General features: G+C 71.8%; 30 protein-coding genes and 2 pseudogenes. 14 read left to right on the top strand and 18 right to left on the bottom strand.

Annotation, left to right across the window (positions count from 1 at the left end; translation table 11 throughout):
- Positions 1 to 47: 47 nt before the first annotated feature.
- The 5 genes from RIN75_RS07905 to RIN75_RS07885 form a co-directional block, all read right to left on the bottom strand.
- Positions 48 to 515, bottom strand: a complete 468-nt coding sequence (locus tag RIN75_RS07905; RefSeq protein WP_309111137.1) for a hypothetical protein — start codon at positions 513 to 515, stop codon at positions 48 to 50.
- An 18-nt stretch (positions 516 to 533) separates the two neighbouring features.
- Positions 534 to 1,427 (bottom strand): hypothetical protein, encoded by an 894-nt coding sequence (locus tag RIN75_RS07900; protein WP_309111136.1) that lies wholly within the window; start codon positions 1,425 to 1,427, stop codon positions 534 to 536.
- A 102-nt stretch (positions 1,428 to 1,529) separates the two neighbouring features.
- Positions 1,530 to 1,703 (bottom strand): hypothetical protein, encoded by a 174-nt coding sequence (locus tag RIN75_RS07895; RefSeq protein WP_309111135.1) that lies wholly within the window; start codon positions 1,701 to 1,703, stop codon positions 1,530 to 1,532.
- 359 nt (positions 1,704 to 2,062) lie between these two features.
- Complete coding sequence (locus RIN75_RS07890; protein WP_309111134.1) at positions 2,063 to 3,010, bottom strand: aldo/keto reductase; 948 nt, start codon at positions 3,008 to 3,010, stop codon at positions 2,063 to 2,065.
- Between the two features lie 36 nt (positions 3,011 to 3,046).
- Positions 3,047 to 4,051 carry an NADP-dependent oxidoreductase gene (locus tag RIN75_RS07885; RefSeq protein ID WP_309111133.1) on the bottom strand — a complete coding sequence of 335 codons (1,005 nt, stop codon included), beginning with the start codon at positions 4,049 to 4,051 and terminating at the stop codon, positions 3,047 to 3,049.
- Positions 4,052 to 4,134: 83 nt separating this feature from the next.
- Here RIN75_RS07885 and RIN75_RS07880 point away from each other — a divergent pair, with 83 nt between their 5' ends.
- Entirely contained in the window at positions 4,135 to 5,061 is a 927-nt protein-coding gene (locus RIN75_RS07880; RefSeq protein ID WP_309111132.1) for a LysR family transcriptional regulator, read from the top strand.
- Here RIN75_RS07880 and RIN75_RS07875 read toward each other — a convergent pair.
- Complete coding sequence (locus RIN75_RS07875; protein WP_309111202.1) at positions 5,045 to 5,887, bottom strand: PaaX family transcriptional regulator C-terminal domain-containing protein; 843 nt, start codon at positions 5,885 to 5,887, stop codon at positions 5,045 to 5,047. The genes RIN75_RS07880 and RIN75_RS07875 overlap by 17 nt on opposite strands.
- Positions 5,888 to 6,003: 116 nt before the next feature.
- Here RIN75_RS07875 and RIN75_RS07870 point away from each other — a divergent pair, with 116 nt between their 5' ends.
- Positions 6,004 to 7,668 carry an AMP-binding protein gene (locus RIN75_RS07870; protein ID WP_309111131.1) on the top strand — a complete coding sequence of 555 codons (1,665 nt, stop codon included), beginning with the start codon at positions 6,004 to 6,006 and terminating at the stop codon, positions 7,666 to 7,668.
- Here RIN75_RS07870 and RIN75_RS07865 read toward each other — a convergent pair.
- The 3 genes from RIN75_RS07865 to RIN75_RS07855 are packed head-to-tail and all read right to left on the bottom strand — an operon-like array spanning position 7,592 to position 11,162.
- A complete protein-coding gene (locus RIN75_RS07865) occupies positions 7,592 to 8,590 on the bottom strand; it encodes a carbon-nitrogen hydrolase family protein (protein WP_309111130.1) in 999 nt (332 codons plus the stop codon). The genes RIN75_RS07870 and RIN75_RS07865 overlap by 77 nt on opposite strands.
- Entirely contained in the window at positions 8,590 to 10,773 is a 2,184-nt protein-coding gene (locus tag RIN75_RS07860; protein ID WP_309111129.1) for an FAD-dependent monooxygenase, read from the bottom strand. Before RIN75_RS07860 ends, RIN75_RS07865 begins: the two co-directional genes overlap by 1 nt.
- Positions 10,770 to 11,162, bottom strand: coding sequence for a thioesterase family protein (locus RIN75_RS07855; RefSeq protein WP_309111128.1), 393 nt, complete (start codon positions 11,160 to 11,162; stop codon positions 10,770 to 10,772). The genes RIN75_RS07860 and RIN75_RS07855 overlap by 4 nt, the downstream gene beginning before the upstream one ends.
- 106 nt (positions 11,163 to 11,268) lie before the next feature.
- Between RIN75_RS07855 and RIN75_RS07850 the strand changes: the two genes are divergently transcribed.
- From RIN75_RS07850 to RIN75_RS07840, 3 genes are read left to right on the top strand one after another with little or no spacing between them, the layout of a single operon-like run.
- Entirely contained in the window at positions 11,269 to 12,378 is a 1,110-nt protein-coding gene (locus RIN75_RS07850) for a cupin domain-containing protein (RefSeq protein WP_309111127.1), read from the top strand.
- Positions 12,379 to 12,387: 9 nt separating this feature from the next.
- Positions 12,388 to 13,206: a fumarylacetoacetate hydrolase family protein gene (locus RIN75_RS07845; protein WP_309111126.1), complete on the top strand. Its 819-nt coding sequence runs from the start codon at positions 12,388 to 12,390 to the stop codon at positions 13,204 to 13,206.
- Positions 13,203 to 13,325: a hypothetical protein gene (locus RIN75_RS07840; RefSeq protein WP_309111125.1), complete on the top strand. Its 123-nt coding sequence runs from the start codon at positions 13,203 to 13,205 to the stop codon at positions 13,323 to 13,325. The genes RIN75_RS07845 and RIN75_RS07840 overlap by 4 nt, the downstream gene beginning before the upstream one ends.
- Before the next feature lie 60 nt (positions 13,326 to 13,385).
- On the opposite strand, the gene RIN75_RS07835 is transcribed toward RIN75_RS07840, so the two are convergent.
- Positions 13,386 to 13,601 (bottom strand): hypothetical protein, encoded by a 216-nt coding sequence (locus tag RIN75_RS07835; protein ID WP_309111124.1) that lies wholly within the window; start codon positions 13,599 to 13,601, stop codon positions 13,386 to 13,388.
- A 131-nt stretch (positions 13,602 to 13,732) separates the two neighbouring features.
- Between RIN75_RS07835 and RIN75_RS07830 the strand changes: the two genes are divergently transcribed.
- Both RIN75_RS07830 and RIN75_RS07825 read left to right on the top strand, forming a co-directional pair.
- Positions 13,733 to 13,996 carry a hypothetical protein gene (locus RIN75_RS07830; protein ID WP_309111123.1) on the top strand — a complete coding sequence of 88 codons (264 nt, stop codon included), beginning with the start codon at positions 13,733 to 13,735 and terminating at the stop codon, positions 13,994 to 13,996.
- 80 nt (positions 13,997 to 14,076) lie between these two features.
- Complete coding sequence (locus tag RIN75_RS07825) at positions 14,077 to 14,598, top strand: hypothetical protein (RefSeq protein WP_309111122.1); 522 nt, start codon at positions 14,077 to 14,079, stop codon at positions 14,596 to 14,598.
- 61 nt (positions 14,599 to 14,659) lie between these two features.
- On the opposite strand, the gene RIN75_RS07820 is transcribed toward RIN75_RS07825, so the two are convergent.
- On the bottom strand, positions 14,660 to 15,274 hold the full coding sequence (locus RIN75_RS07820; RefSeq protein ID WP_309111121.1) for a hypothetical protein: 615 nt from the start codon (positions 15,272 to 15,274) through the stop codon (positions 14,660 to 14,662).
- 86 nt (positions 15,275 to 15,360) lie between these two features.
- Here RIN75_RS07820 and RIN75_RS07815 point away from each other — a divergent pair.
- From RIN75_RS07815 to RIN75_RS07810, 3 genes and pseudogenes are all read left to right on the top strand, one after another.
- Positions 15,361 to 15,768 (top strand): annotated as a pseudogene (locus tag RIN75_RS07815) (oxidoreductase C-terminal domain-containing protein); the annotation flags it as partial.
- 77 nt (positions 15,769 to 15,845) lie between these two features.
- Positions 15,846 to 16,145 (top strand): annotated as a pseudogene (locus RIN75_RS43990) (ABATE domain-containing protein); the annotation flags it as partial.
- A gap of 32 nt (positions 16,146 to 16,177) precedes the next feature.
- Positions 16,178 to 16,354 carry a zinc-binding dehydrogenase gene (locus RIN75_RS07810; protein WP_309111120.1) on the top strand — a complete coding sequence of 59 codons (177 nt, stop codon included), beginning with the start codon at positions 16,178 to 16,180 and terminating at the stop codon, positions 16,352 to 16,354.
- 6 nt (positions 16,355 to 16,360) lie between these two features.
- On the opposite strand, the gene RIN75_RS07805 is transcribed toward RIN75_RS07810, so the two are convergent.
- Genes RIN75_RS07805 through RIN75_RS07795 form a run of 3 tightly spaced genes read right to left on the bottom strand, consistent with a single transcriptional unit; the run spans position 16,361 to position 20,543 of the window.
- Positions 16,361 to 17,578 (bottom strand): putative PEP-binding protein, encoded by a 1,218-nt coding sequence (locus RIN75_RS07805; RefSeq protein ID WP_309111119.1) that lies wholly within the window; start codon positions 17,576 to 17,578, stop codon positions 16,361 to 16,363.
- Positions 17,579 to 17,615: 37 nt separating this feature from the next.
- Complete coding sequence (locus RIN75_RS07800) at positions 17,616 to 19,427, bottom strand: FAD/NAD(P)-binding protein (protein WP_309111118.1); 1,812 nt, start codon at positions 19,425 to 19,427, stop codon at positions 17,616 to 17,618.
- A gap of 45 nt (positions 19,428 to 19,472) precedes the next feature.
- Entirely contained in the window at positions 19,473 to 20,543 is a 1,071-nt protein-coding gene (locus tag RIN75_RS07795; RefSeq protein WP_309111117.1) for a hypothetical protein, read from the bottom strand.
- A gap of 118 nt (positions 20,544 to 20,661) precedes the next feature.
- Here RIN75_RS07795 and RIN75_RS07790 point away from each other — a divergent pair, with 118 nt between their 5' ends.
- On the top strand, positions 20,662 to 20,832 hold the full coding sequence (locus RIN75_RS07790) for a hypothetical protein (RefSeq protein ID WP_309111116.1): 171 nt from the start codon (positions 20,662 to 20,664) through the stop codon (positions 20,830 to 20,832).
- A gap of 7 nt (positions 20,833 to 20,839) precedes the next feature.
- Here the strand turns inward: RIN75_RS07790 and RIN75_RS07785 are convergent, their stop codons facing one another.
- Both RIN75_RS07785 and RIN75_RS07780 read right to left on the bottom strand, forming a co-directional pair.
- Entirely contained in the window at positions 20,840 to 21,649 is an 810-nt protein-coding gene (locus RIN75_RS07785; RefSeq protein ID WP_309111115.1) for a methyltransferase domain-containing protein, read from the bottom strand.
- Positions 21,646 to 22,554, bottom strand: coding sequence for a LysR family transcriptional regulator (locus RIN75_RS07780; protein WP_309111114.1), 909 nt, complete (start codon positions 22,552 to 22,554; stop codon positions 21,646 to 21,648). Before RIN75_RS07780 ends, RIN75_RS07785 begins: the two co-directional genes overlap by 4 nt.
- 72 nt (positions 22,555 to 22,626) lie before the next feature.
- Between RIN75_RS07780 and RIN75_RS07775 the strand changes: the two genes are divergently transcribed.
- Positions 22,627 to 23,019, top strand: coding sequence for a RidA family protein (locus RIN75_RS07775; RefSeq protein WP_309111113.1), 393 nt, complete (start codon positions 22,627 to 22,629; stop codon positions 23,017 to 23,019).
- Here RIN75_RS07775 and RIN75_RS07770 read toward each other — a convergent pair.
- Both RIN75_RS07770 and RIN75_RS07765 read right to left on the bottom strand, forming a co-directional pair.
- Positions 22,992 to 23,840, bottom strand: a complete 849-nt coding sequence (locus RIN75_RS07770) for an NmrA/HSCARG family protein (RefSeq protein ID WP_309111112.1) — start codon at positions 23,838 to 23,840, stop codon at positions 22,992 to 22,994. The two genes, RIN75_RS07775 and RIN75_RS07770, sit on opposite strands and share 28 nt — an antisense overlap.
- Before the next feature lie 43 nt (positions 23,841 to 23,883).
- Positions 23,884 to 24,612, bottom strand: a complete 729-nt coding sequence (locus tag RIN75_RS07765; protein ID WP_309111111.1) for an NAD(P)H-binding protein — start codon at positions 24,610 to 24,612, stop codon at positions 23,884 to 23,886.
- Between the two features lie 8 nt (positions 24,613 to 24,620).
- On the opposite strand from RIN75_RS07765, the gene RIN75_RS07760 reads away from it, so the two are divergent.
- Both RIN75_RS07760 and RIN75_RS07755 read left to right on the top strand, forming a co-directional pair.
- Positions 24,621 to 24,758 (top strand): winged helix-turn-helix transcriptional regulator, encoded by a 138-nt coding sequence (locus RIN75_RS07760; protein ID WP_309111110.1) that lies wholly within the window; start codon positions 24,621 to 24,623, stop codon positions 24,756 to 24,758.
- Positions 24,736 to 24,942, top strand: a complete 207-nt coding sequence (locus tag RIN75_RS07755; protein WP_309111109.1) for a helix-turn-helix domain-containing protein — start codon at positions 24,736 to 24,738, stop codon at positions 24,940 to 24,942. The genes RIN75_RS07760 and RIN75_RS07755 overlap by 23 nt, the downstream gene beginning before the upstream one ends.
- Positions 24,943 to 24,955: the final 13 nt, after the last annotated feature.

Raw genomic sequence — 24,955 nt, 5'->3', positions numbered from 1 at the left:
ACGCGCCCGGTCCCTTTCGGCAGGGACCGGGCGCGTGGGTCGGTGCTTCAGCGGGCGTGGCCGCGCAGGATGAGCAGGGTCGCGCCGGTCACCCAGCCGAAGAAGACGTGGCCGAACAGGCTCACCCACTGGTCGTTGCCGACGACGAACACCATCTCGCTCATCGCCGAGTTCGCGGTGACGCTCAGCCACAGCGGCATGATGATCAGCGCGCCCAGCAGCCACCACACCACGCCGTACACGGCGCTGATGGCGTAGACGGGCACCATCTTGTCGGCGACGTTGCGGGTCAGCAGCCCGAACAGGGCGCCGGCGATCGCCGAGATCACCATGTGCACGAGGAAGCCGACGAAGGCGTTGTCGACGCCGATCAGCATGCCGACCAGCGGCAGTGTGCCCACGCCGGCCATCAGCAGGCCGAACACGAGGCCGCCGGCCAGGCCGGCGAACACCCCGATCCGGACGGGGGAGTCCGACCTCGCGGTCGTGGGGGCAGCGATAGTCGTCGCGGACACGATCAGCTCCTTCTGTTCTCAGTTGTAAGGCATGGTCGGGAACCAGCCGATGCCGAAGATCGACGGCACCCGGACGTCCCAGTACACGAGCAGGAACACGCCGAGGGCGATGAGCAGCGCCGCGCTGACCGCGGTCGTGCGCCGCGGGTTGCGGGCCACCGCCGCGAGGAACCGCCCCCGGGTGACCAGCGACAGGACGGCGAACAGGATCGCGACGAGCACGATGTTGCCCAGCGACTGGAGCACGAACGTCCCGGCCCCGTAGAGCGGGTTGCCCGACTCCACCGCGGAGCGGAACAGCTTGATGAACATCGGGTACGGCCGGCCGATCAGGAACGCGCCCACCAGCGCCCCGAGCACCACGACGCGCGCCACGGGCCGGCCGCGGAACACGTCGCGCACCACGCCGAGCGTCGCCAACCCGATGTAGGTCAACGCCAACCCGACGACGCCGAACACCACCGCCGACTGCACCAGCCGCACCGGCATCGTCCCGACGGTCGCCGACGACAACTGCGGCAACCCGGTCCCGATCAGCACCCCGACCGCCCCGTAGACCGCCGAGACCCCGACCATGCCGAGGGTGAAGTGCCCGAAGGGCCGCCACAGGGAGGTCGCGCCGGCCTGGCTCATCGGGCCGACCGAGGCGGCCATGGCGATGTTGCACGCGGTGAACGTGCCCGCGAGCCCGGAGACGAAGGCGAACACCAGGCCGGCGGCCGTGCCGGCGAGGGAGGTGGTGGCGGCGTCTTCGCCGAGCAGGGTGTTGGCGACGTTCGCCCCGATCACGTGGTCGACGAACTCGTAGGACCACAGGATCGCCAGCAGCACACCGGCGACGGCACTGCCGAAGATCAACCGCCCTGATCCGGCGTGGCGGTCGACGGGGGCGACGGGCTGGGCGTGCGCCACGGACTTCACCTCACTGCGGTCGGTTGATCGGTCCGCCCAAGAGTCCTTGCCGACCGCCCGCGGCGACTACTTCGAAGCTGCCCTCCTACCCCTCGTTCTTGCTCACCTCGCCGACCACCTCCGCGAACGCCCGAAGACCTCGGCGAACGCCCCGAACACCGGCCGCCCGACCTGCCGGTCGAACACCGCGAACACCACGTGCTCGAAGAACCCACCACCGCCCCGCGACGCCGCCGCGAACGCCCGCGCCACCACGGCCGGCTCGTCGCCGAACACCCCGCACCCCCAGCCCCCAGCACCAACCGCCGGTGCCCGTGCGCGGCGGCCACCCGCAGCACCCGCCCGGACCCACGTTCCAGCTTGTTGGACGCTCGCGCGGTTCCGCCGCCGGGAAATACGCGAGCGTCCAACAGGCGGTATGTGGTGCCCGGCCACTCGGGCGGCGAGCGCGGCGGCGCGGCGTCGTCCGAGGCGTTCGAGGATCGCGGCGACGTCGGCCGCGCGGTCGGGCGTGTTGCGCCGGGATCGCGGTCCGGCTGGGCACGCCGGTGGGCTACGGCGGCTTCAGCGCGTCGTCGGGCACCGCTGAGTCGTCGCCGCGGCGCGTTGGTCAGGATCGCCGAACAGCGCGAGGTTCAGTCGGTCGCGGCCGACAGGGCGGCCAGGTCGGACTGGGTCAGTTCGAACGACAGCGCGCTCACGTTCTCCGTGGCCTGGCGGGCGTTCTTCGCGCCCGGGATCGGCAGCACGTCCGGCTGCTGCAACACCCACCGCAGCGCGATCTGGCTCGGCGTCCGCCCATACCGCTCGGCCAACTGCCGCTGCACCGCGTTCACCCGCTCAAGCCGGGGCATGTCCTTCGACCGGAACGGGGCGCGGTACTGGCGCCAGCCAGCGGGGCGGTTGGTGGACGAGTACTTGCCGGTCAACGCACCCGACGCCAACGGCATGTAAGCGATCAAGGTCACGCCCAACTCCCGGCACGCCTCCAACACCCCGTTGGTCTCCGGCGCCCGGTGCAGCAGGGAGTACTGCACCTGGTTGGACGCCAACGGCAGACCGTGCCGAGCCAACGCGGCGTGGGCCTCGCGCATCTGCTTGGCGGAGAAGTTGCTGACCCCGACCGCCCGGACCTTCCCGGCGGCCACGGCCTCCGCCATCAGGTCCATCACCTTCGGGATCGACATCCACGGCACCGGGTAGTGCACCTGGTACAGGTCGACCGACTCCCGCCGCAACCGCCGCAGCGACGCCTCCAGAGTCCGCGGCAGACTCCCCGCCCCGGCCAGGAACCTCGCCGGGAACTTGGTGGCCACCAGCACGTCCACCCCGACGGTCAGCTCACCGACGCGCCGCTCCGACGCCCCGGCCCCGTACATCGCGGCGGTGTCCAGCATGTTCACCCCGGCGTTGAGACACACGGCGAGGGCCGCCCGTTGGTCGGCCAGGCTGCTCGTCGGGCCGTAGGCGTTGCGGGCCGGGTTCCAGCGGGGCATGGAGGTCGGGTCGCCCCACACCATCGCGCCGACGCCCATGGGCGGCACCCGCACGTCGGTTCGGCCCAGGGTCCGCGAGCCGGTCACGCGACAAGCATCCACCCGCCCGGCGAAGACCGCCCGTCAGACCCGGACGAGCATCTTGCCGGTGTTCGCGCCGCGCATCATCGCCAGGAACGCCTCCGCCGCGTTCTCGATCCCGTCCACCACGGTCTCGTCGGTCACCAGCGACCCGTCGGCCAGCCACCCCGCCGCCTGCCGCACGTACTCGGGCGCCAGGTGGTAGTGGTCGCTGACGTTCATGCCGCGCAACGTGACGCGCTTGCCGATCGCCAGCGGCAGGTGCGGCGGACCGGCGGGCAGCGAGGTCGCGTTGTACATCGAGATCGCGCCGACCAGGCCGACCCGGCCGAACCGGTTCATCACCCGCAGCGCCGCGTCCAGGTGGTCGCCGCCCACGTTGTCGAGGTAGACGTCCACGCCCTCGGGGGCCGCCGCCGCCAACTGGCCGTGGATGTCGCCGGCCCGGTAGTCCAGCGCCACGTCGTAGCCGAAGTCACCGGTCAGCCGGGCCGCTTTGGTAGGTCCGCCGGCCGAGCCGATGACCTTGGACGCGCCGAGCTTGCGCGCCAGGCGGGCGGAGACCGAGCCGACCGCGCCCGCCGCGCCGGAGACGAACACCACGTCGCCCTCGCGGACCGGCGCGACCTCCTTCAGCGTGGCCCACGCGGTCAGGCCGGTGGTGCCCAGCACACCCAGGTACGCGGTCGCGGGAGCCAGGTCGGTGTCCACGACCTGCACGTCACCGGCGCCGAGCAGCGCGTGCTCGCGCCAGCCCAGGAAGTGGGTGACGGTGGTGCCGATCGGCAGTTCGGCCACCTCGGACGCCACCACGGTGCCCACGGCCGACCCGGTCATGGGCTCGCCCAGCACGAACGGCGGGATGTAGGACTCGCCCTCGTTCATCCGGCCGCGCATGTACGGGTCGACCGACAGGTAGTCGTTGCGGACGACGACCTGGCCGGGGCCCGGGTCGGGCACGGTCGCGGTGGCGAAGGTGAAGTCAGAGGGCTGGGGCTCGCCGACGGGGCGAGCGGCGAGGCGCCACTCGCGGCTGGTGAAGGGCATGGCGGTCTTCCTGGGGTTTCGAGCAGTGGGACGGGACCGACGTTAACCGCGCAGACCCATAGCCATCCAATAGCCTTGTGCATGTGAGGGATAGTGAAACCAATGGCTCGTCGTTGGACCTGAACCTGCTGCGGACGTTCCTGGCCGTCTACCGGTCCGGCTCGTTCACCGCCGCGGCGCGCCTCCTGGGCCTGTCCCAGCCCACCGTCACCACGCAGATCCGCGCGCTGGAACGCCAACTGGGTCGGGAGCTGTTCGAACGGCAGGCGCGGGGTGTGGTCCCCGCGCCGCCCGCCGACGATCTCGCCGCCCGCGTCGGCCAACCGCTGGACGCGCTGGCCGCGGTCGCGGGTGACGACGGCGGTCAGGCCGATCCGGTGCACGTCGCCGGACCGGCCGAGTTCCTCACCCACTGCGTGCTGCCCCACCTCGCCCCGCTGGTCGACCAGGGTGTCCGGCTGCGGATCACGGCCGGCCAGACCGAGCAACTGCTGGAGGGCGTGACCACGGGGCGCTACGACCTGGTCGTCGCCACCCACCGCCCGCGCGGCCGCAACCTCGCTTCAGCCCCGCTGGCCGACGAGGAGTTCGTGCTGGTCGCCGGGCCGGACCTGGCCCGCCGCGTCGGCCCGGTCGACGACCCGGCCGCGCTCAACGGCGTCCCCCTGGTCGCCTACGCCGAGGACCTGCCGATCGTGCGCCGCTACTGGCGGCACGTCTTCGGCCGCCGGCTGACCGGCCACCCCGCGGTCACCGTGCCCGACCTGCGCGGGGTGCTCGCGGCGGTGGTCGGCAGCACCGGGTTCAGCGTGCTGCCGCGCTACCTGTGCGAGCGCGAGCTGGCGGCCGGCGAACTGGTGGTGCTGCACGAACCGGACGACCCGCCGATCAACACCGGCTTCCTCGTCCAGCGCCCCGGCGCGTCGGCCAACCCGCACGTGCCCCTGGTCCGCGACCACCTGCTGCGCGTCGGCCGGCACGCCCACGCCTATGTCACCGATGTGAGATGACCCGCATCGCGTGCCGCCGCGCCGGACCCTCCAGCCGGGCGCGGGCGGACTCGAACAGCTCCACCGCGCGCGTGCCGCTCCACTTGCGCGGCAGCACCTCCGGCGGCAGGCCCGGGTCCAGGTAGGGCAGCCGCCGCCAGTCGGTGAGGATGCGCACGTAGGCCACGAACGCCTCCCGTTCGGACGGCTCACCGGGCTCGCCGCCCCCGTACGCGGCGCAGAAGTCCTCGTACAGGTGGTCCAGCGCGTCCAGGTCCCACCACTGGCGCACCTTGTCCGCCAGGTCCGGCAGCGCGGACAGGTAGTCCGCCCGGAACAGGTTGACGTAGTCGCGCAGCCCCAACCGGGTCAGCCGCTCGGCGACCTCCTCGTAGACGTGCGCGGGCGCGATCCACACCCCGGGCGCGGCGGTGCCGAACCCCAGCTTGGTCAACTGGGTGCGCAGGACGTGCCGCTTCTGCCGCTCCGACTCCGGCACCGAGAACACCGCGAGCAGCCACCCGTCGGCCATCGACGCCCGCACCCGCTCGAAGATCCGGTAGTCGCCCTCGCGCAGGATCTCCTGCGCCTGCTCGGTCAGCGCGTACCCGGCGATGCCGTCCACCGCGTGCGGGCGCAGGATGCCGCGCCGCTTGAGCCGCGACACCGACGACCGGACCGCGGGCTCGTCCACGCCCAACTCGGCCAGCAGGCGCACCAGCGACCCCACCGCGAGCCACCCGCCGCTGGGCCGCGCGTACAGCCCGTACAGCGTCACGATCAGCTGCCGGGGCTGCGTGGCCCGGCCCGACGGGGAGTCGAGGGCCGGTTCGTCCAGGTCGAGCATCGTCACGCGCACACCTTAACCCGGCCACGTGGCATGTCGTGTCATTGACTGCCGTCACGAGACCGCCATACGATGTGCCGACCTTCCGCCACCGCGGCCAAGCGAGGTGCAGCGCGATGCAGCTCTCACCCTCCGCCCACCGGGACACCTTCTGCCGGGACAACCTGCCGCCCGCGCACCTCTGGCCCGACCTGCGCCCGCTGGACCACCACCCGGAACGGCTCAACTGCGCGGAAGTCCTGCTCGACCAGACCCTCGCCAGGTTCGGCCCGGACCGCCCGTGCCTGCTCGGCGGTGGCAAGCGCTGGACCTACGGCGAGGTCCGCGACCGGGTGAACCGGCTCGCGAACGTCCTCACCGACCACTTCGGCCTCATCCCCGGCAACCGGGTTCTGCTGCGCGGCCCCAACACACCGTGGCTGGCGGTGTGCTGGCTCGCCGTGGTCAAGGCCGGCGGGGTCGTGGTGGCCACCATGCCGCTGTTACGCACCGGCGAACTCGCCACCGTGCGCGACACCGCCAAGCCGTTCCTGGCGCTGTGCGACGACCGGTTCACCGAAGCGCTGGAACCGTTGCGGGACACCATGACCGTGGTCGGCGAAGAAGAACTGGACAAGCTCTGCGCCGCCGCCCCGACCGACTACGCGGCCGTCGACACCGCCGCCGACGACGTGGTCCTGCTCGGCTTCACCTCCGGCACCACCGGCCGCCCCAAGGCCACCATGCACTTCCACCGCGACGTCCTGGCCATCGCCGACACCTTCTCCGCCCACACCGTCCGGCCCCGCCCCGACGACCTGTTCACCGGCACCCCGCCCCTGGCTTTCACCTTCGGGCTCGGCGGCCTGCTGGTCTTCCCGCTGCGCGCCGGCGCGGCCACCCTGCTGCTGGAACGCCAAACCCCCGTGGAACTCGCAAAAACCGCGCACGCCAACGGGGTCACCGTCCTGTTCACCGCGCCGACCGTCTACCGGGCGATCCTCGCCGCCGGGAAGGCCGACCTGCTGCGCGGGGTCCGCCGCTGCGTGTCCGCCGGCGAAGCGCTGCCCGCCCAGGTCTCCGAGGACTTCCACGCCGCCACCGGTATCCGGATCATCGACGGCATCGGCGCCACCGAGATGCTGCACGTGTTCATCTCCGCCGCCGACGAGGAGGTCCGCCCCGGCGCGACCGGCAAGGTGGTGCCCGGCTTCGAAGCCGCCGTGCTGGACGAAGAGGGCCGGCCGGTGCCCGACGGCGTGGCCGGTCGGCTGGCCGTGCGCGGCCCCACGGGCTGCCGCTACCTGGCCGACGACCGCCAGGCGGCCTACGTCCACGACGGCTGGAACATCACCGGCGACACCTACGTCCGCGACGCCGAGGGCTACTTCTGGTACCAGGCCCGCAACGACGACATGATCATCTCCGCGGGTTACAACATCGCCGGCCCCGAGGTCGAGGCCGCCCTCAACCGGCACCCGAGCGTGGTGGACTGCGGTGTGGTCGCGGCGCCGGACGAGGAGCGCGGCTGGATCGTGAAGGCGTTCGTCATCGCCGAGGGGGTGACGGCGGCCGACCTCCAGGACTTCGTCAAGGCCACCATCGCGCCCTACAAGTACCCGCGGGCGGTCGAGTTCGTCACCGAACTGCCGCGCACCGACACCGGGAAGCTGCAACGTTTCCGGCTGCGCGAGTGGGCGGCGGACGGGACCCCGCCGGACGTGCTCAGTCCTGCCACGGCCCGGTCAACGGCTGACCGTCGACCGGGCCCTGCGCCAGCGGCTGCTGCACAGATCCGTTGACGTGCAAGGAGAACACGTCGAACCGGTTGTAGTGGCCGATGATGTCGTGCATCTGCTTGGGCTGGATGCACCGGGCCAGGTCGACCTCGCCGTAGACGATCCCCTCGTCGTCGATCAACGGCTCGACCACCGGCCGCCCGTCCGGGCCGAAGATCCCGGACAACGCGCTGCGCGGCCGGGCCAGCAGCTCCCGCGCGACCGGGTCGTCACCGGCGACGGTGTCGACGATGGTCGGGGAGATGGTGGAGCAGGACACCACCGAGAAGACCTTGCCCTCGAACGCGTGCGCGGCGGTGCGGATCGCGATCGCCTCCGCCATGTCGTAGTCCTTCGGCGCGACCGGCAGGGCGATGTAGTTCGCCACGTGGACCAGCTCGCCTTGTGCGAGCAGGGCGAACCGGGCCAGGGTGTTGGTGTTCTCGCCGCAGGCCAGCACCCCCAGCGGACCCACGGGAGTCTGGTGCACCCGCAGGGAACTGCCGTCACCGCCGGTCCAGGTCAGCTTCTCCGCCCACGTCGGGACGAGCTTGCGGTGCGCGCCCAGCACCGCGCCGTCCGGGCCGATGACCAGGACCGTGTTGTAGAGGACGCCCAGGCTGTGCTTGCCGCGTTCGTTCACGCCGATGACGACGGTGGTGCCGGTGGCCGCGGCGGCGGCGCGCAGGGTGTCCACGTGCGGGCCGGGCACGTCGATCGCGGCCCGGTAGAGCCGCTCGTACCAGGGCGACCCGGCGACCGGGTTCATCGTCCAGTTCCAGTACGGGTAGCCGGGCACGAACACCTCGGGGAACGCCACCAGCGACGCCCCGTGCCCGGCGGCCTCGCGGATCAGCGACACCGCTTTCTGCACGGTCTTCGCCGCGTCCAGGTACTCCGGTGCGGTCTGCACGGCCGCCGCGGTGAACCTCGGGAACTCGTCCATCACGCCCTCCTCGCGGACCGTTCGGGTTCGTACCGGGGCGCGGCCTCGCCGGCGGCGTAGACGCGGGGCCAGCGCGCGCCCGGTCCGGTGTAGCCGAGCGCGGCGGCGGCGTGCAGGGTCCACGCCGGGTCGTGCACGTGCGCCCGGCCGATGCCGACCAGGTCCGCCCGACCGGCCACGATGATCGAGGCCGCGTCGTCCCACGTCGAGATCGCGCCCGCGGCGAGGGTCCGGACGCCGGTCTCGGCGCGGATGCGTTCGGCGAACGGGGTCTGGTAGCTGCGCCCGTACGCGGGTTGCTGCTCGGGCACGACCTCGCCGCTGGACACGTCCACCACGTCCACCCCGTGCGCGGCGAACTCCCGGGCGATCTCGACCGCGTCCTCCAGCGTGGTTCCGCCGGGTGCCCAGTCGACGGCGGAGATCCGGGCCAGCAGCGGGCCTTGCCACTGCGCGCGCACGGCGTCCAGCACGGCCAGCGGGAACCGCAGGCGGTGGGCGAGCGGCCCGCCGAACGCGTCCGTGCGGTGGTTGGTGAGCGGGGACAGGAACGTGGACAGCAGGAATCCGTGACCGGCTTGGACTTCCACCACGTCGAACCCGGCTTCCGCGGCCCGCCGGGCGGCTTCGGCGAACTGTCCGGCGATCACGTCCAGGTCCTCGGGCGTCAGTTCGCGGGGAACGGGCAGTGAGCCGTAGGGGATGGGGGAGGGGCCGGCGGTGCTCAAGCCCCGGCGGCCGGAGTGGTTGAGCTGGACGCCGATCCGCGCGTCGGTGTGGGTGTGGACGGTGTCGGTGATGCGCCGCCACGCCTCGACCTGCGCGTCGGTGTAGAGGCCCGGGCAGGAGGGTGTGGTGCGGCCGTGCGGGCTGACGGCGGTCATGCCGGTCAGCACCAGACCCGCGCCGCCGAGGGCTTTGCCGGTCAGGTGCAGCAGTTCGGCCTCGCCGGGGATGCCGTCCGTGGCGCTGTCGGTGGCTATGGGTGCGGCCACGACTCGGTTCACGAGTTCGACCCCGCGCACCCGCAGTGGCTGGAACAGCGGCGGGCGGGTGTCGGGGCCGCCGCAGTGGCGGGCGAACCAGGCGTCGGCGGCGGCGGTGTAGGCCGGGTCGCGGCGGCGCAGGTTGTCGTAGGTGACCCGGCGGCTGCGGGTGAGCAGGTTGAACGCGAACTGCTCGGGCTCCTGGCCGACCGACTGGCCGATGCGCTCGAACCACTCCAGGCTGGCCTGCGCGGCGCGCTGGGTGGACTCGACGACCGGCCGGCGCTCGCGTTCGTAGCGGTCGAGGTCGGGCAGGGAGTCGGCGAGCGCGACGGCGTCCTCCATCGCGAGCTTGGTGCCCGAGCCGATGGAGAAGTGCGCGGTATGCGCGGCGTCGCCGAGCAGGACGACGTTGTCGTGCCGCCAGGTCTCGTTGCGCACGGTGGTGAACCGCAGCCAACGGGAGTTGTTGGTGAGCAACCGGTAGCCGAGCAGGTCGGCGCAGCGGGCCACGCTGTCCTCGTCGCTCGCGCCGGGCGGGAGGTCGCGGTCGGCGAACCCGGCGCGGCGCCAGGTGTCCTCGGGGACCTCGACGATGAACGTGCTGCGGTCGGCGCTGTAGGGGTAGGCGTGCACTTGGATCGGGCCGAAGTCGGTCTCGGCGACGAGGAAGGTGAAGGCGTCGAAGACGTGGTCGGTGGCCAGCCACATGTACCGGCAGCGGCGGACGTCGAGGGTGGGCTTGAAGACGTCGGCGTGCGCGGTGCGGGTGGCGGAGTTGACGCCATCGGCGGCTACCACCAGGTCGTTCGTCGTGGCGAGTACGGCGGCCGGGGGTGCGGTGGTGGTGTGGCGGACCTCGACGCCGAGGTCGGCGCAGCGCTTCTGGAGGATTTCGAGGAGGCGCTTGCGGGAGATGGCGGCGAACCCGTGGCCGCCGGAGGTCTGGACGGTGCCCCGGTAGTGGATGTCGATGTCGCTCCAGCGGGCGAACTCGGCCTCCATGGCGGCGAACACGGCGGGGTCGGCGCGGGCGATGCCGTCGAGGGTGTCGTCGGAGAAGACCACGCCGAAGCCGAACGTGTCGTCGGCGGCGTTGCGCTCCCAGACCGTGATGCGGCGGGCGGGGTCTCGTTCCTTGGCCAGGGCGGCGAAGTACAGGCCACCGGGTCCGCCGCCGATCACCGCGACCTTCATGACGGCCCCAGGGCGGCCCGCACGTCCTGCGGCCACGGCGTCGCTCGCTCGGAGTCCGGCTCGGCATGGGCGATGACGACTTGGCCGCGTGCTGCCAGTCCTTCCGGACCGTGCACTTCGAAGGCGTAGCGCAGGGAGGTCCGGCCGATCGAGGCGACCCACAGGCGGGTCCGCACGGTCTCGCCGAACCGCAGTCGGGCGCGGTAGTCGACTTCGTGGCGGACTCGGGGCGTGCGGCCGAACAGCCAGTCCAGGCCGAGTGCGCGCAGTAGTTCGGCTTCCGCCGCCTCTACCCAGCGGAGCACGGCTGAGTGGTGCTGGTGGCCGGCGGCGTCGGTGTCGTGCCACTCCACCACCCGCTCGATCGTGACCTCGGGCGCGTCGGCCATGGACCCCTCCCTTGACAGGCCCGACGCTATAGCGGTTCCATGACGACCGTCAAGAATGAGCACTACGGCGACGCCGGAGGCGGCGCGATTCAACACAGGAGCTGCCATGACGCTCAGCGACGACGTCCTCGGGCGGGCCAGGGTCACCGACAACGAGGAGCTGAAAGCCTTCTATCGCGAGCTGGCGACGCACGAAGCGGGCGCGTTGTGGACCGTGGCCAACGACATCGAGCCCTGGTACCCGCGGCCCAAGTCCGTGCCGACCCTGTGGCGCTACGCCGACCTGCGCCCGCTGGTCCTGCGCGCCCTCGACCTGGTCACCGGCGACGACGCCGGCCGCCGCGTGGTGATGCTGACCAACCCCGAGCGCAGGGACGTCTCCGCCGCCGTCGGCCTGCTCTACACCGGACTCCAGGTCATGGGGCCGGGCGAGTCCATGACCGCGCACCGCCACCAGGCCTCCGCCCTGCGGTTCGTGGTCGAGGGGCAGGGCGCGTGGACCGTCGTGGACGGGCAGAAGCTCAAGGTCGGTCCCGGCGACTTCGCCATCACGCCCAACTGGACGTGGCACGAGCACGGCAACGAGTCCGCCGAGGGTCCCTGCATCTGGCAGGACGGCCTGGACATCCCGCTGGTCAACGCGTTCGACGCGAACTTCTACGAAGTCCACCCGAACGTGTACCAGGAGCCGGGGAAGGTGGAGAACTGGTCGCTGCTGACCTACGGCGCGGGCCAGTTGCGCCCCTACGGGTTCGGCGACACGTGGACCAAGCCGTACTCGCCGCTGCTCGCCTACCCGTGGGAGCCGACCTACGAGGCGCTGCGCAACGCGGCGAAGGCGATCGACGGGTCGCCCTACGACGGCGTGATCATGGAGTACAGCAACCCGTTGACCGGCGGTTCGGTCATGCCGACCATGAGCGCCCACATGCAGTTGCTGCGCCCCGGCGAGGCGACCCTGGCGCACCGGCACACCGGGTCCGTGGTCTACAACGTGGCCAAGGGCAGCGGGTACTCGATCATCGCCGGCCGGCGGTTCGACTGGACGCAGGGCGACATCTTCTGCGTGCCGTCGTGGGCCTGGCACGAGCACGCCAACGGCAGCGACTCCGACGACGCGTGCCTGTTCTCGTTCAACGACTTCCCGGTGATGCGGTCGCTCGCGTTCTGGCGCGAGGAGGCCTACCCGGACAACGACGGCCACCAGCCGGTCTAGAGGAGAACAATGCTCCTGGTCACGTACTCGACCGGCGGCGGACCGCGCCGGGTCGGGGAACTGCGCGGCGACACCGTGGTCGCCACCGGGTTCTCCTCGGTGCTCGACGTCACCGCCCCGGTCGACGGCCCGACCCTCCCGCTGAGCGCGGTGACCCTGCACGCCCCGCTCCGGCCCGGCAAGATCGTCGGCGTCGGCCTGAACTACACCGAGCACGTCGCCGAGTCCGCCCGCGCCCTGGACACCGCGCGCGAACTGCCCCAGCGCCCGGTCCTGTTCAGCAAGCCCGCCACGGCCGTCATCGGTCCCGGGGAACCGATCCTGCACAACGCGTCGCTGACCTCCCAGCTGGACTGGGAGTGCGAGTTGGCGGTGGTGATCGGCCGCGTCGCGCGGCGGGTGTCGGCGGCGGACGCGCTGGACCACGTGTTCGGGTACAGCATCGTCAACGACATCAGCGCGCGCGACCAGCGGCGGTCCGGGCAGTGGTTCTACTCCAAGGGCCAGGACTCCTACGCGCCCTTCGGCCCGGCCGTGCTGACCGCGGACGCCGTGCCCGACCCGCACGACCTGGACCTGTCGTTGCGGGTCAACGGCGAGGTGAAGCAGAAGTCCAACACGCGGTACATGCTGTTCACGATCCCGGAGCTGATCGCGGACATCACCGCCGGCATGACGCTGGAGCCCGGTGACGTGATCGCGACCGGGTCGCCGGCGGGGGTGGGCGCGAGCTTCACGCCGCAGCAGTTCCTGTGGCCGGGGGACGTGGTGGAGGCTTCGGTGCAGGGCATCGGGACCTTGCGCAACCCGGTGGTGGACGCGCGATGAGCACATACCGGATCGGGCAGATCGTGCCGAGTTCGAACGTGACGATGGAGGTCGTCGACCACCGGGCCTTGGAGATCCCGGACAACCTCGCGGTGGCGGCGCAAGGGGTTCACCGGTGAGTTGACCGTGCTGAAGGCCGAGCCGCACCCGCCCTGCCGGCCGAGTCGATGCGACCGGTGTCATAGACGGATGCCCGGTCGGTGCCGAGCCGCAGACGGGCCGGCTCGGTCAGCCGCACCAGCAGCGTGAACGCCCAGAACCGTGTCCAGCTCGACCTTGTCCGTGTCCGGCGTGCCGTGCTCGACGCTCATGCGGCGGCGGGCCAGCGCGGCTTGGACCTGCTCGTCGAGCGCTTCCCGAACGACGTGAAAGCCTTCCTCGGTGACCGCCCGCATCCTGCGCAGGTATCCGGTCAGGGTTGTCGGCGTGTGCGCGACGGGCCGGCGGTGTCGATATCGACCTGGCCGGGCCGGCCGTCGCCGGACACATCGACAGCGAACTACTCCACAAAGGACACTTCTGTCAGTTGCTCGACAACAGCGGCCTGCACGTCGAGCCTGACCTGTTGCGCGTCACCCAGTTCACCACGATCGACACCCGCTCCCGGCGGCAGCAGCCCCTCGACGTCACCGGCATCGCGCCGCTAATCCGCCACATCACCACCGCATGCTCCCTCGTCGTTGCCTATCTGTCCGGCGTCCGCACCGGCGAAGCGCGAAACCTGCTGCGCGGCTGCGTGACCCGCGACCCGAAACTCGGACTGATCTTCATGTCCGGACAGCGACTCTAGGCCGGCCCAGACCGGCGGGAACGATCGCCGAACACCGTCCCCTGGGTCATCAACGAGCACAGCACCAAGGCCATGCCGTCTTGGAAGACCTGTCGGTCAGCACCAGGTTGTTCCCGCCAGGCAAGTGGGCTCACCTGAGTGGCTGGACTCCTCTCGCTGCCGCACCACCGGCAGCATCAACGACGATATCCCCGCCTTCATCGCCTGGTTCAACACCGAGGCTGGCCACCGAGCAGCAACTCATCCGCGACGCCACCGAACGGCTGCTGGTCGGCACCCCGCATCGCAGCAACGGCAGTCTCACCATCGCCAGACTGGCTGCTGAAGCGGGCGTACCTCGTCACCGCGTCTACGAACACCATGCAGACCTCGTTGCCGAGTTCAAGGCCAAGGCCCACAACGGCGGCCCCACCACCACCGACATCCAAGCCCTACAACACCAGTTGGCCGACGCCCGCGCACACATCCAAACGCTGGAAGCCACCGCGGCACAACTCAAAGCCAAGATCACAACGCTCTGCGCTGTCATCACCGAACTCACCCACGACACCACGGCCAACAACGTCCTCACGATGCCGAGCCGGAGACACCGCGATGCCTGAACCGATCACACCATCAACAGGGACGCCGCGGTCCGGCCTTTCGTCAAAACCGGTATCGCAGTCACAGGTAGTCGCGCCAGAACGACACAGTGGCCTGCGGCGACCAGTCGTCCGGGTGCTCGGGCCGAGGTTCCTCGAACTCTTGGTTGACGTAGTCGACCAAGTCAGCCCCGTAGTAGATGATGTCCGTTCCCCACATGGACAGGACCGGGTGTCCGGTCGTGCCGCGTCCTGCGGGCAGAAACCGATGCGCATAGATCGGGACCATCCTGGGCACATCCGCCAGCAGCCGTCGAGCCACCGCCACCGCAGCCTCAGGGGTGTCCGGTCGCGCACCCCAGGCCGGACGCCAGTGCCCGCTGCTCTCAACCGCCCGCAACACGCCCTCAACCGGAAAGTTGAGCTGCTCACGCAACTCCTCAGGGTCACCGTCACGCCACTCGGGCCACGGCTTCTCCCAGGCATGGCTGACCCCCGGTTCCGGCTCGAAAGGGCTGTTCAGTGGCAACCCCGCCGCGAGGAACGCCCGATGATCGTCGGCGAACTCGAAACCGTATTCGCCCTCGATGTCGGCGAACTCCGCATCGGTCAACCCAGGCGCGATCTTGCAGCAACCCAGCTCAGCCAGACGACGCGCGGCCACCATGCCCAGACTGACACCCTCACCTCTCGTCACAGAGGAACCCTAACGCGTCAGGACGCCGCCAAGACCGACATGAACTCTGGTCAGTCACAGCGCCCGCCACCACTGTCGGGCAGTGATTGGATGACAGCGGTCTGGTGCTGGACAACGGGATCGTGTGCGACGCCCACTGCCGGCCCGCCGAGGGGGTCTACGCGGTCGGCGACGTCGCCCGCTGGCACCACGACCGGCTCGGCCCGATCCGGCTGGAGAACCGCACCAACGCCACCGACCAGGCGGCTGCGGTGGCGGACAACATCCTGGGGGTGGAGCGCGCGTACGCGCCCGTGCCGTTCTTCTGGACCGACCAGTTCGACGCCCGGATCCACCGGCACGGCGTGTCGGCCGGTGAGATGGAGGTGGTGGACGGGGATGTCGAGGCGCGTCGGTTCGTGACGGTGCATCGTCGGGGCGGTGTGCCCGTGGGTGTGCTCGGCTGGAACATGCCCAAGCAGGCCCGCCAACTCCGCGCCCGGCTGCTGGCGTGAGTCGCGTGCCCGGCTGTGCTGCGGTGGGGCGCGGCACAGCCCGGCTGCTGGGGTGAGGCGCGGTAGCGTGCCGCACCATGAGCGAGTCTGCCGAGTTCCCGCCGCACGGCGGACGGGTGTCCCTGAACCTCGTCGCCACCCTCGGTCGGCGGCACGCCGAACCCGTCGAGCGGATCCCCGACGGCGCGGCCTTCGCGCGGTGGCTGGTCGCCGCGGGCCTCCTGGTCGACCCGCGCCTCGCCACCGCCGCGCAACTGGCCCGAGTGCGCGAGGTGCGTGAGGCGGTCTACCGCCTGGTGCGCGCGGATGTCCGGTGTGCCGTTCCCAAACGAGGACGTCGAGGTGGTGAACGAGGCCGCCGCGCACCCGGACCTGGTGCCGCAGCTCGTCCAGGGCGTGGTTTGAGACGGTGGGGCCGCGAAAGGTGGTCGAGGCCGTGCTGTCCACTGTGGCCCGTGACGCGGTGCACCTGGTGTTCACCGTGCCGGTCGACGCCGAGTACCCGCTGGAACAGGCCCCCGAAACCCACCGCCACCTCGAAGACCGCCGCAACCTCGGCAAGGTCATGCTCCGGCCGCAGGCGTGAGGCTGGTCAGCGGCGGCCGGCGTGGGCGAGTTGTTGCAGCTCGGCGGTGCACATCATGAAACGGCCGGTCGGCAGGTGCTGGACGTAGTGGCTCAGGTCGGCGCCCAGGGCGAAGACGTGGACCGGGGTTCCGGTCTCCAAGCCCGACTCCACGGCGTGCCGCAGGCCGGCCAGCACCGCCGGGTGCCGGGTCTGGTAGACCGACGCGACCAGGTGGTTGCCCCGGTCGGCGGCCAGGTAGAACTGGATCAGGTCCTTGGTGCCCACGAAGATCTCGCTGGCCCCGACCGCGCAGAACTCGCCCGTGTGGTGCACGGCGGCGGGTGTCTCGACGAACACCGACAGCGGGGTGTCCTCGGTCAGGTCCAGGTGGCGGCGCAGGCGCAGGAACTCGTCCGGGTCGTTGATGAACGGCACCGCGAAGCTCAGCGCCGCGACGTCCTGGCCCAGGCGTTCGGCAACGTGGGCGCGCAGGGCGCGGAACGCGTGCGGGTACAGCGGCTCCTCGACCAGCCAGCGGGCGCCGTGCATGCCGAGTTCGGGGTTGGGTTCGTCGTCGACCGCCACGCCCGTGGTGATCCGGGCGGCGTCGTCGGAGCGCAGGTCGAGCAGGCGCATCACCAGGCGTTGGCCCGGGAGCAGTTCCTTGACCATCCCGCACAACTCCGCCGCGATGGCCGCTCCGTACCGCTCGGCTTCGTCGGCGCCGGCGCGCAGCGCGTCCAGCGGGCTCAGGCCCGCGGACAGGCACACGAACTCCTCGCGGATGAAGAACGTGTCCACCTGCTCGACCCGCGGGGTGACCGCGTTGGTGGACTGGATGTCGGTGACGTCCGCGATCACCACGCACACCGAGTCCAGGTCCTCGGGCGTCACGGCGGGTGGCTCGGGCAGGGCGGCCAGACCGGCCGCGTCGCCCAGCACCACCGACTGGCGGTCGATCCGCACGGTGACCTCGCCGTCGATCCCGGCCAGCTCCTCCGGCGCCACCCGCAGCACCGGGATGCCCCGCGACCGGCACAGCGACTGCATGTGACCGGTGCGCCCGCCCCTGGCGCAGATCACCGCGGTCGACCGGACGATCGTGTCGTACAGGTCCGGGCCGAGCGTCTCGACCACCAGCACCGAACCGTCGCCGGGCCGCCCGCTGCGGTTGCACGTGCCGCGGACGCTCGTCGCGGGCGTGCCGACCAGCAGCACCCCGGGAACCTCGCGTGGACCCACCTGTCGTCCCCCATCCGATCCGGTGAACCAGCCAAGATCAGGCTGGCAGCCGGTCGGAAGAGGCCGCATCTTCAGGCGTGCCCGATGGTTCACCCGCCAATCCGAGCAGCGCGCGCAGTTCCCTCGGGGTCACGGACAGGTCGTTGAGCTTGTCGGTGGCGGCGGCGTTCACCGCGCGGCGCAGGGCGCGTTCGGGCACGCCGGCCCGCCGCAGTGCCTCCATGCACGTCTCGAGTTGCCTGATCAGGGCCTCGCGCTCACGGCGGGTGCGGGCGGCCATGCGGCGGACTTCGAGCCGGACGGAACGGTCGAACGCCTCCCGGTCGGGGATGTCGACGTCGGCTTGGTCGTAGCACGTCTCCAGCCGGCGGAGGACTGCCGCGGCTACGCCTACCGAGTGGTTCTTGATCGCGGCCAGGTTGAACGTGAACGCGCCCGTGCGGCCGTTGCGCACGATCTCGTCACCCTCGCGCGGGCTGCCGATGACCGACAGCGGACCGGCGGGGCGGTCGTCCGCGCCGAGCAGGGCGCCGAACTCGTCCACCTCGACCCCGCGCCCGGTGCGCCGGTGCGGCACGGCCATGCCCTTGGCCAGCAGGCTCGACCACAGCGTGGAGGAAACCCGCGCGTAGTCCGATTCGCGCCCGAAGTTGGAAATGACCAGGTCCGCCTCGATGGTCTTCGGGGTCGCACCCGACACCGAGACCGCCAAGCGGCCGTCGCCTGCGTCCGCGATGTGCTCGACCTTGCCCGTGGTCAACGCGATCTGGCCTTCGCGCATCGCCGCGTCCACGATCTCGGTGGTGTAGGCGACGGCGCTGACGCGCAGGGTGGCCAGCAGGCTGCCGTAGCTGTCCAGCAGCGCCCGCAGATCGGCGGACGGGACGCGGCGCAGGATCTCCGGAAGGTACGGCTCCCAGGACTTGGACACCCGCTCGGTCACCACCACCGGCGACACGTCGGGGTGGTCGCGGGCGACGGCGGCGCAGGCGCGTGCCCATTCGGCCTGGAAGCGCTGGACGAGCGCGTCGCGGCCCTCGTAGCGGTCGGCGCGCAGTTCGGGCGGCGGCAGGGTGAGGACGCGGTGGCGGTGGTCGGTGGGGTAGGTGCGCAGGGTGAGGCCGGAGCGGGAGATCATGTGGATGCGTCCGGTGTGGCCACTGCGCAACAGGAGGGCGGCGGAGTCGTAGGCGCTGAGCAGGGTGCCCACCACGGCGACCCCGGCGTCCGGCGGGAGCGCCAGGATCCGTTCGATCCCGTTGTCGGAGTAGGGATCCCGCACGAATGCGGGGTGGTCGAGCACGGCATCGGCGAACACCGGGTGCCGCTTCTCCAGACCGGTGGCGATGACGACGTGGTCGGCGGTCAGGACGGTGCGTTCGGGTCCTTCGACGACGACTCGTAATCGGGCGCCCGCCGGTTCGACGTCGACCACTTCGCCGTCGGCCGGCACCAGGGTCGCGCCGGGTGTCGCCTCGCGGGCGGCCGCGGCGAGCCGGTCAGCCAGGTAGTCCGGGTAGATCCGGCGCGGCGCGGGCCCGGACTCGGTGAACACGTGGTCGCGCCACGGGTCGGGCCAGTCGGTGCGGTCGGCCTCGTGGTTGGCCCAGCCGATGAAGTCGTCCACGTCCTCGCGGAACACCGCCATGCGGCCGGCCTGGATGTTGAACACGTGGTGCCAGTGGTTGCCCGCCCGGTGGTACGCGACGCCCGCGTTCCGGTACTCGGGGCGGCGTTCGACCAGCACCACCCGCAGCGGCTCGCGGGCGAACTGCAGCAGGCGGATCGCGGTGGCGGTCCCGCCCAGGCCCGCGCCGACGATCACGACCGTGCGGTCGGAGGATTCCACTGCTCGACCCCGTTTCGAGTGCACACCGGACGATCCGTGACGATGTTACCGATCAACGTGCGTTTCGAGGACCGTTCGACGCGACAAGGCTTCGCGGGGTGTCGCGCACAGCTCCAGCACCGCCCGGGTGAGCGCGGTCCGGTGCGTGCAGGCCAGTTCCAGCGTCGGCACGCCCGCCTGCCAGAAGGGGCCGCCGTCACCGGGCCAGGTCACCCCGTCCGGGGCCAGGTCGTGCGGCAGGAACGGCCGGCACACCCGGGGTTCGTCGCCGGCGCGGACCAGGGCGCGGCGGGCGCAGTCGAGCACCGCCGGGTGCCCGGTGGCGAAGCACGACCCCGTGCCGACGCTCAGCGCGGCCTTGACGCGGGGGACGAGGTCGTCGCGGTGCTCGGCCAGGAACGCCGGCACGCCCCACACCTCCTCGGTCGCGAGGTGGCCGGTGGTGAGCAGGACCAGCACGCAGGCGGGCAGGTCGGTTTGCGCGAGGTCTTCCACCACGGACATGACGGAATCGTTGTGCGCCAAGGCGTTCGGGCCGTCGGTGTGGGTTTGGAGCACGACGAGGTCGGGGGAGGAGCCGGGGAGGACGCCGAGGACGTTGTGCGTCGCCACGACGTCGATGTCGGCCTCCACCACCAGGGTCGCCGTGTCGCCCTCTCGTATCGGTTGGTCGGGGCGGGCGAACACGGCCGGGATGCGGCGGTGGCGGCCGTCGCGCAGGAGGTGGGTGTCGGGCTCGTCGACCACCAGGACCGCCCCCACCGCGCCCGCGCTTTCGAAGCGCGCCAAGGCTTCCCGGATGGACTCGTGGTCCGGTGAAGGGACCGGGTCGCCGGCCCAGTCGAGGATGTCCCGGGTGGTCGGGTGGATGCGGGCCAGGCCGATGACCCCGGCCCGGGGTCGTGTCGACAGGAGGCCGGTCACGCCTTCGGGGCCGGTGCGCGCCGTGTACGCCACGGGCACCGCGGCCCCCACGGGGTGCAGTTCGGCGTGGCGGGGTGTCCAGCGGCGCATCGGGATGGGGTCCCGGCGGACCCGTGCACCGGCGGCGGTCAGGCGGCGGGCCAGGTCGTCCACGTGGGCCTCGTGCTCCGGGGAACCGGTGGCGACGGTCATCGGGGGCACCTCCCGTTCGTGGTCGGTCATCCCCGTCGTACTCGCTTCGGGCGCGGGGTGCGCGGGGAGAACGGGCGAACCGGCGGTGCGGTGGCGTGGGCGGGTCAGGTTGGCCGAGGTGCGGGCGTCGTTGGCGGCGGGTTCGTCGGAGCGGGCGGCGGCGGCGCTGCGCGCGGGCTTCGACGTGGACGACCTGCGGGAGGGCGAGGTAAGCCTGGACGCCTTGTGGGACCAGGCCTGTCCCGACGAACCTCTACCCGCCCGCTATGACTTCCGCATGAAGCCGTGAACGGCGATCAGGCGCTGGGCGTCGTGCCGGTGCCGACCAGGGCGCGGGCGTGGAAGGTGGTGGTGGTTGCCATCAGCTCGGTGTAGCGGTCGCGGATGGCGGTGACGGTGGCGGGGTCCTTGTCCGCCAGGAACACGCGGGCCGCGGAGCCCATCAGGAACTGCCAGGCCGACTCGGGGGTGACCGGGGCGTCGTGGTCCACCGGGTGGACCGTGACGTCACGCAGGCCCAGGCTCTCCAGCCACGCCGCCACCTTCTCCGCCGAGTCGACGCGGGCGGCGGCGTTGTGGGACTGCCTGGGCTGCACCGCCACACCGGTGACGTCGGCGATGGCCTGGAAGAACGGGCCGACCACGTCCTGCACGCCGCCCTCCCGCCACGTCGTCACGGTCACCGCGCCGCCGGGGCGCACCAGCCCGACCAGGCGCCGGGTGTCGGCGTCCATGTCCGGCAGGAAGAACACGCCGAAGACGCACTGCAACCGGTCGTACGGGCCGCCGGTCCACTCGGTGGCGTCGGCGTGGTGGAAGCGCAGGTTCGGCAGGGACCGCGCCCGGCTCCGGCCGTGGTCGAGCAGGGCGGTGGAGAGGTCGATCGCGTCCACCGAACCCGTCGGGCCGACCGCGTGGGCCGCCGGGATCGCCGATGAACCGGTGCCGCAGCAGACGTCCAGCACGTGCTCGCCGGGCTTCGGCGGGGCCAGGGCGACGGTGGCGGCGCCGATCGGGTCCCACAGCAGCGGCGTCCAGGCGGCGAAGAGGGCGCCGCCCTGGTCGAAGGCGTCGATCGTCTGGGCGGTGGCCTGCGAGTCGGTCATGGTGTCCATGATGGTCGAAGGTCGTCGATCACGGCTCGGAAATGGGCCACCAAGGGGTTGGGATCGTCTTTGTGCCATGCGGCCACGACCTCCGTGCGGACGGTGTCGGGCGTGGTGGCGCGGAAGGCGACGCCCCGGAGGCGGAGGTGTCGGATGCCCTCCGGGGCAAGGGAAACGCCCAGGCCGGCGCCCACCAGCGCGCACACGGTCTGCCACTCGACGGCGCGTTGGGCGACCCGTGGCGTGAACCCGGCGGCCGCGCAGGCTTCGATGATCCGGTCGTGGAAGCGGGGGCCGGCGGCGCGGGGGAGCAGGACGAACGGGTCGTCGGCGAGCAGGGCCAGCGGGACGGTTCGGCGGGTGGCCAATGGGTGGGTGGACGGCAGCACCGCGACGAACCGCTCGGTGTGGACGGTGGTGGTGTCGAGGTCCGCCTCGCCCGGGGGTTCGCGGAGCAGGCCCAGGTCGACGGTCCGGTCGTGCAGGGCCGCCACCTGCGGCGCGGTGGTCAGTTCGTGCAGGTCGAGGTGGACGTCCGGGAAGCGGTCGCGGTAGGCGCGCAGCAGGGGCGGCAGGACGGTCAGGGCCAGGGACGCGGCGAACGCGACGCGCAACCGGCCGGCCGAGCCACCGCCGACGGCGCGGGCGGCGGCCAGTCCGTCGGCCAGGTCCTCCAAGGCGCGGCGGGCGGCCGGCAGGAGTTCGCGGCCGGCGGGGGTGAGGGCGGTGTGGCCCGGGGTGCGGGTGAACAAGGGGTGGCCGACCTTGTCCTCCAGGCGGCGGATCTGCTGGCTCAGCGGCGGCTGCGCGATGCCCAGGCGGGCGGCGGCGCGACCGAAGTGCAGTTCCTCGGCGAGCACGACGAAGGCGTGCAGCGGGGCGAGAGACAATTCCGGTCGCGTCATACGTTTAGAGATATCACGCCATGCCTTTCGGTGTATTGGACGTATCCGTGCTGGTCACCTAGCTTGTGCGGCATGATTGAACGACGCGCCATCCTCAGTGGTTCGACCTTCGAAGAGCAGATCGGCTATGCCCGCGCGGTCGTGGACGGGGACTGGGTGCACGTGTCCGGCACGACCGGCTTCGACTACGCCACCATGACCATCTCCGACGAGGTCGTGAAGCAGGCCGAGCAGTGCTTGACCAACATCGGGCAGGCCCTGGCCGAGGCGGGTTGCACGTTCGCCGACGTCGTCCGGGTCCGGTACATGCTGCCCGAGCGCGAGGACTTCGAGCCGTGCTGGCCGGTGCTGCGCGCGGCGTTCGGCGACGTCCGCCCCGCCGCGACCATGCTCGTGTGCGGCCTCGCCGACCCGCGCATGAAGATCGAGGTCGAGGTCTACGCCCGCCGCTCCGCCAGCCACTGACGCACCGTGCGCGCGCCGGGCAGGATCTCGTACGTGCGCGCCGGGTCGACGTCGGTGGGGTTGTCGTGCAGCCACCGCCACATCGTCGTCAGGTCCTTGCCGACGAACTTCTCGAACAGCCACACCGGCATGGGGAACCCTCGCGGCCGCCGGCCGAACCTCTCCGCCCACAGCGCTCGGCACTCGGCCAGGGTCCGGATGTCGGAGGCCAGCGCGATGTTCGCGCCCACGAACCGCTCCGGTTCGGCGAACGCCCGCGCGGCGATGGCGCCGAGGTCCTGCGCGGTCAGCCACGGCAGCGGCCGGTCCTCACCCACCAGCTTGGGCATGAGGTGCCAGGCCGAGACCGGCGGGTAGAAGTCCTTGTCGGTCATGAGTTCCATGAACGCCATCGGCCGCAGCACGGTCAGCGGCAGCCCGAGCGCTTCCAGGTGCGCCTGCACCCGGAGTTTCGACTCCCAGGAGCCGACGCCCGTGCCGGGCTGCCCGGTGCCCGCCGACCCGTAGACGACGTGCGCCACGCCCGCTTCCGCGGCCACGTCGCCCACGGTGCGGCCCTGGTGGACCTCGCCGTCCAGGCCGCTGATCATGGAGTTCTGGACGCTGAACACGCCGTGCGCGCCGCGGAACACCGGGCGCAGCGAGTCCGGGTCGGCCATGTCGCCCTTGACGACCTCCGCGCCGAGGTCGGCGAGCCGCCGGGCGGCGGGCGAGGCGGGGTTGCGGGTCAGCGCGCGGACCCGCCGGCCGTCCTCCAGGAGGTGCCGGGCGACCGCGCCACCCTGCCTGCCCGTCGCTCCGGTCACCACCACCAGATCCATCGCGGACCTCCTCTAGTGGTGTATCGCCCGATCGGGCTAGCGGTTACACCGAACGGCGGAAGTCGTCGGCGTGGTCGGCCAGCCAGTCAGGGAACGTGCGGGCCGGGGTGCCGGTGACGTCCTCGATCGTGGTGGTGGGTGGCACGGGGTGCTCCAGGGAGTGGGTCAGGCCGGTGACGAAGGCGTCCGCGACCTCGTCGGGCAGCCACTTCCGCGCGGCCGCGCGTTCCTCCTCGGGCGACGCCTCGACCCAGCGCAGCGGCCGGCGCAGGGCCTCGCCGATCAGCCGCACCTGCTCCGCGCGGGTCAGCAGTTCGGGGCCGGTGAGCACGTACTTCGCTTTGTGGTGGCCGTCGGTCAACAGCGCTTCGACCCCGACGGCGGCGATGTCGTCCTCGTGCACCAGCGTGTAGGAGGCCTGGCCGAACCCGCCGCGGACCTCGTCGCCGGCGAGGATGTCGGGCAGCCACGTGCGGGTGTTGGTGGCGAAGGCGAGCGGGCGCAGGAACGTCCACTCCACGCCGCTGTCCGCGACCGCCCGTTCGACCTCGGCGTGGAACCGGCCGATGATGTTGGACTGCTCCACGACCGAGTCGTCCACCGCCCCGCTGGACAGGAACACGATGCGGGGCGTGTGCGCGGCCAGCGCGGCCACCACCTCGGGCGCGCCGGCGGCGGTGAGCGCCGGCCACACCAGGAACGCGGCGTCGGTGCCCTTCGCGGCCCGCGCCACCGTGTCCGGGTCGAACTGGTCGCCTTCGACGGCCTCCACGCCCGCGGGTGCTGTACCGGCACGTGGCGAGCCGGTGGGCGGGGCTGATCGTGCTGGAGCTGTGGGCGGGGCCGTTGCGGTTCCACCGGTTGCGCGACGCGTTGCCGGGGATCAGCGAGAAGGGTGCTGGCGCAGAACCTGCGTGAACTCGTGCGGGACGGCTTGGTCGACCGGGCCGTGGAGCCGACCCGGCCACCGCGGGTCACGTACTCGCTCACTGCTTTGGGCGCACAGTTGGCGGCCCGCGTCCACGGCCTGCTGGTCTGGGTGGGCGACCACACGCCCGAGGTCCTGGCCGCCCGCGAGCGGCACGACCGGCAAGCCTCCTGACGGGGCCGGCGCG

Source organism: Saccharothrix sp., assembly GCF_031180885.1.
GTDB lineage: Bacteria > Actinomycetota > Actinomycetes > Mycobacteriales > Pseudonocardiaceae > Actinosynnema.
Note: the sequence above shows the minus strand (reverse complement) of the source record. Positions and strands in the feature narration are given on the sequence as shown.

Coding starts and splice junctions, on each gene's coding strand:
- RIN75_RS07885 (WP_309111133.1), bottom strand. CDS start 4,051: ATGCCCTTCACCAGCCGCGAGTGGCGCCTCGCCGCTCGCCCCGTCGGC.
- RIN75_RS07875 (WP_309111202.1), bottom strand. CDS start 5,887: ATGCTCGACCTGGACGAACCGGCCCTCGACTCCCCGTCGGGCCGGGCC.
- RIN75_RS07870 (WP_309111131.1), top strand. CDS start 6,004: ATGCAGCTCTCACCCTCCGCCCACCGGGACACCTTCTGCCGGGACAAC.
- RIN75_RS07865 (WP_309111130.1), bottom strand. CDS start 8,590: ATGGACGAGTTCCCGAGGTTCACCGCGGCGGCCGTGCAGACCGCACCG.
- RIN75_RS07860 (WP_309111129.1), bottom strand. CDS start 10,773: ATGAAGGTCGCGGTGATCGGCGGCGGACCCGGTGGCCTGTACTTCGCC.
- RIN75_RS07855 (WP_309111128.1), bottom strand. CDS start 11,162: ATGGCCGACGCGCCCGAGGTCACGATCGAGCGGGTGGTGGAGTGGCAC.
- RIN75_RS07850 (WP_309111127.1), top strand. CDS start 11,269: ATGACGCTCAGCGACGACGTCCTCGGGCGGGCCAGGGTCACCGACAAC.
- RIN75_RS07845 (WP_309111126.1), top strand. CDS start 12,388: ATGCTCCTGGTCACGTACTCGACCGGCGGCGGACCGCGCCGGGTCGGG.
- RIN75_RS07840 (WP_309111125.1), top strand. CDS start 13,203: ATGAGCACATACCGGATCGGGCAGATCGTGCCGAGTTCGAACGTGACG.
- RIN75_RS07835 (WP_309111124.1), bottom strand. CDS start 13,601: ATGCGGGCGGTCACCGAGGAAGGCTTTCACGTCGTTCGGGAAGCGCTC.
- RIN75_RS07795 (WP_309111117.1), bottom strand. CDS start 20,543: ATGACCGTCGCCACCGGTTCCCCGGAGCACGAGGCCCACGTGGACGAC.
- RIN75_RS07785 (WP_309111115.1), bottom strand. CDS start 21,649: ATGACCGACTCGCAGGCCACCGCCCAGACGATCGACGCCTTCGACCAG.
- RIN75_RS07780 (WP_309111114.1), bottom strand. CDS start 22,554: ATGACGCGACCGGAATTGTCTCTCGCCCCGCTGCACGCCTTCGTCGTG.
- RIN75_RS07775 (WP_309111113.1), top strand. CDS start 22,627: ATGATTGAACGACGCGCCATCCTCAGTGGTTCGACCTTCGAAGAGCAG.
- RIN75_RS07770 (WP_309111112.1), bottom strand. CDS start 23,840: ATGGATCTGGTGGTGGTGACCGGAGCGACGGGCAGGCAGGGTGGCGCG.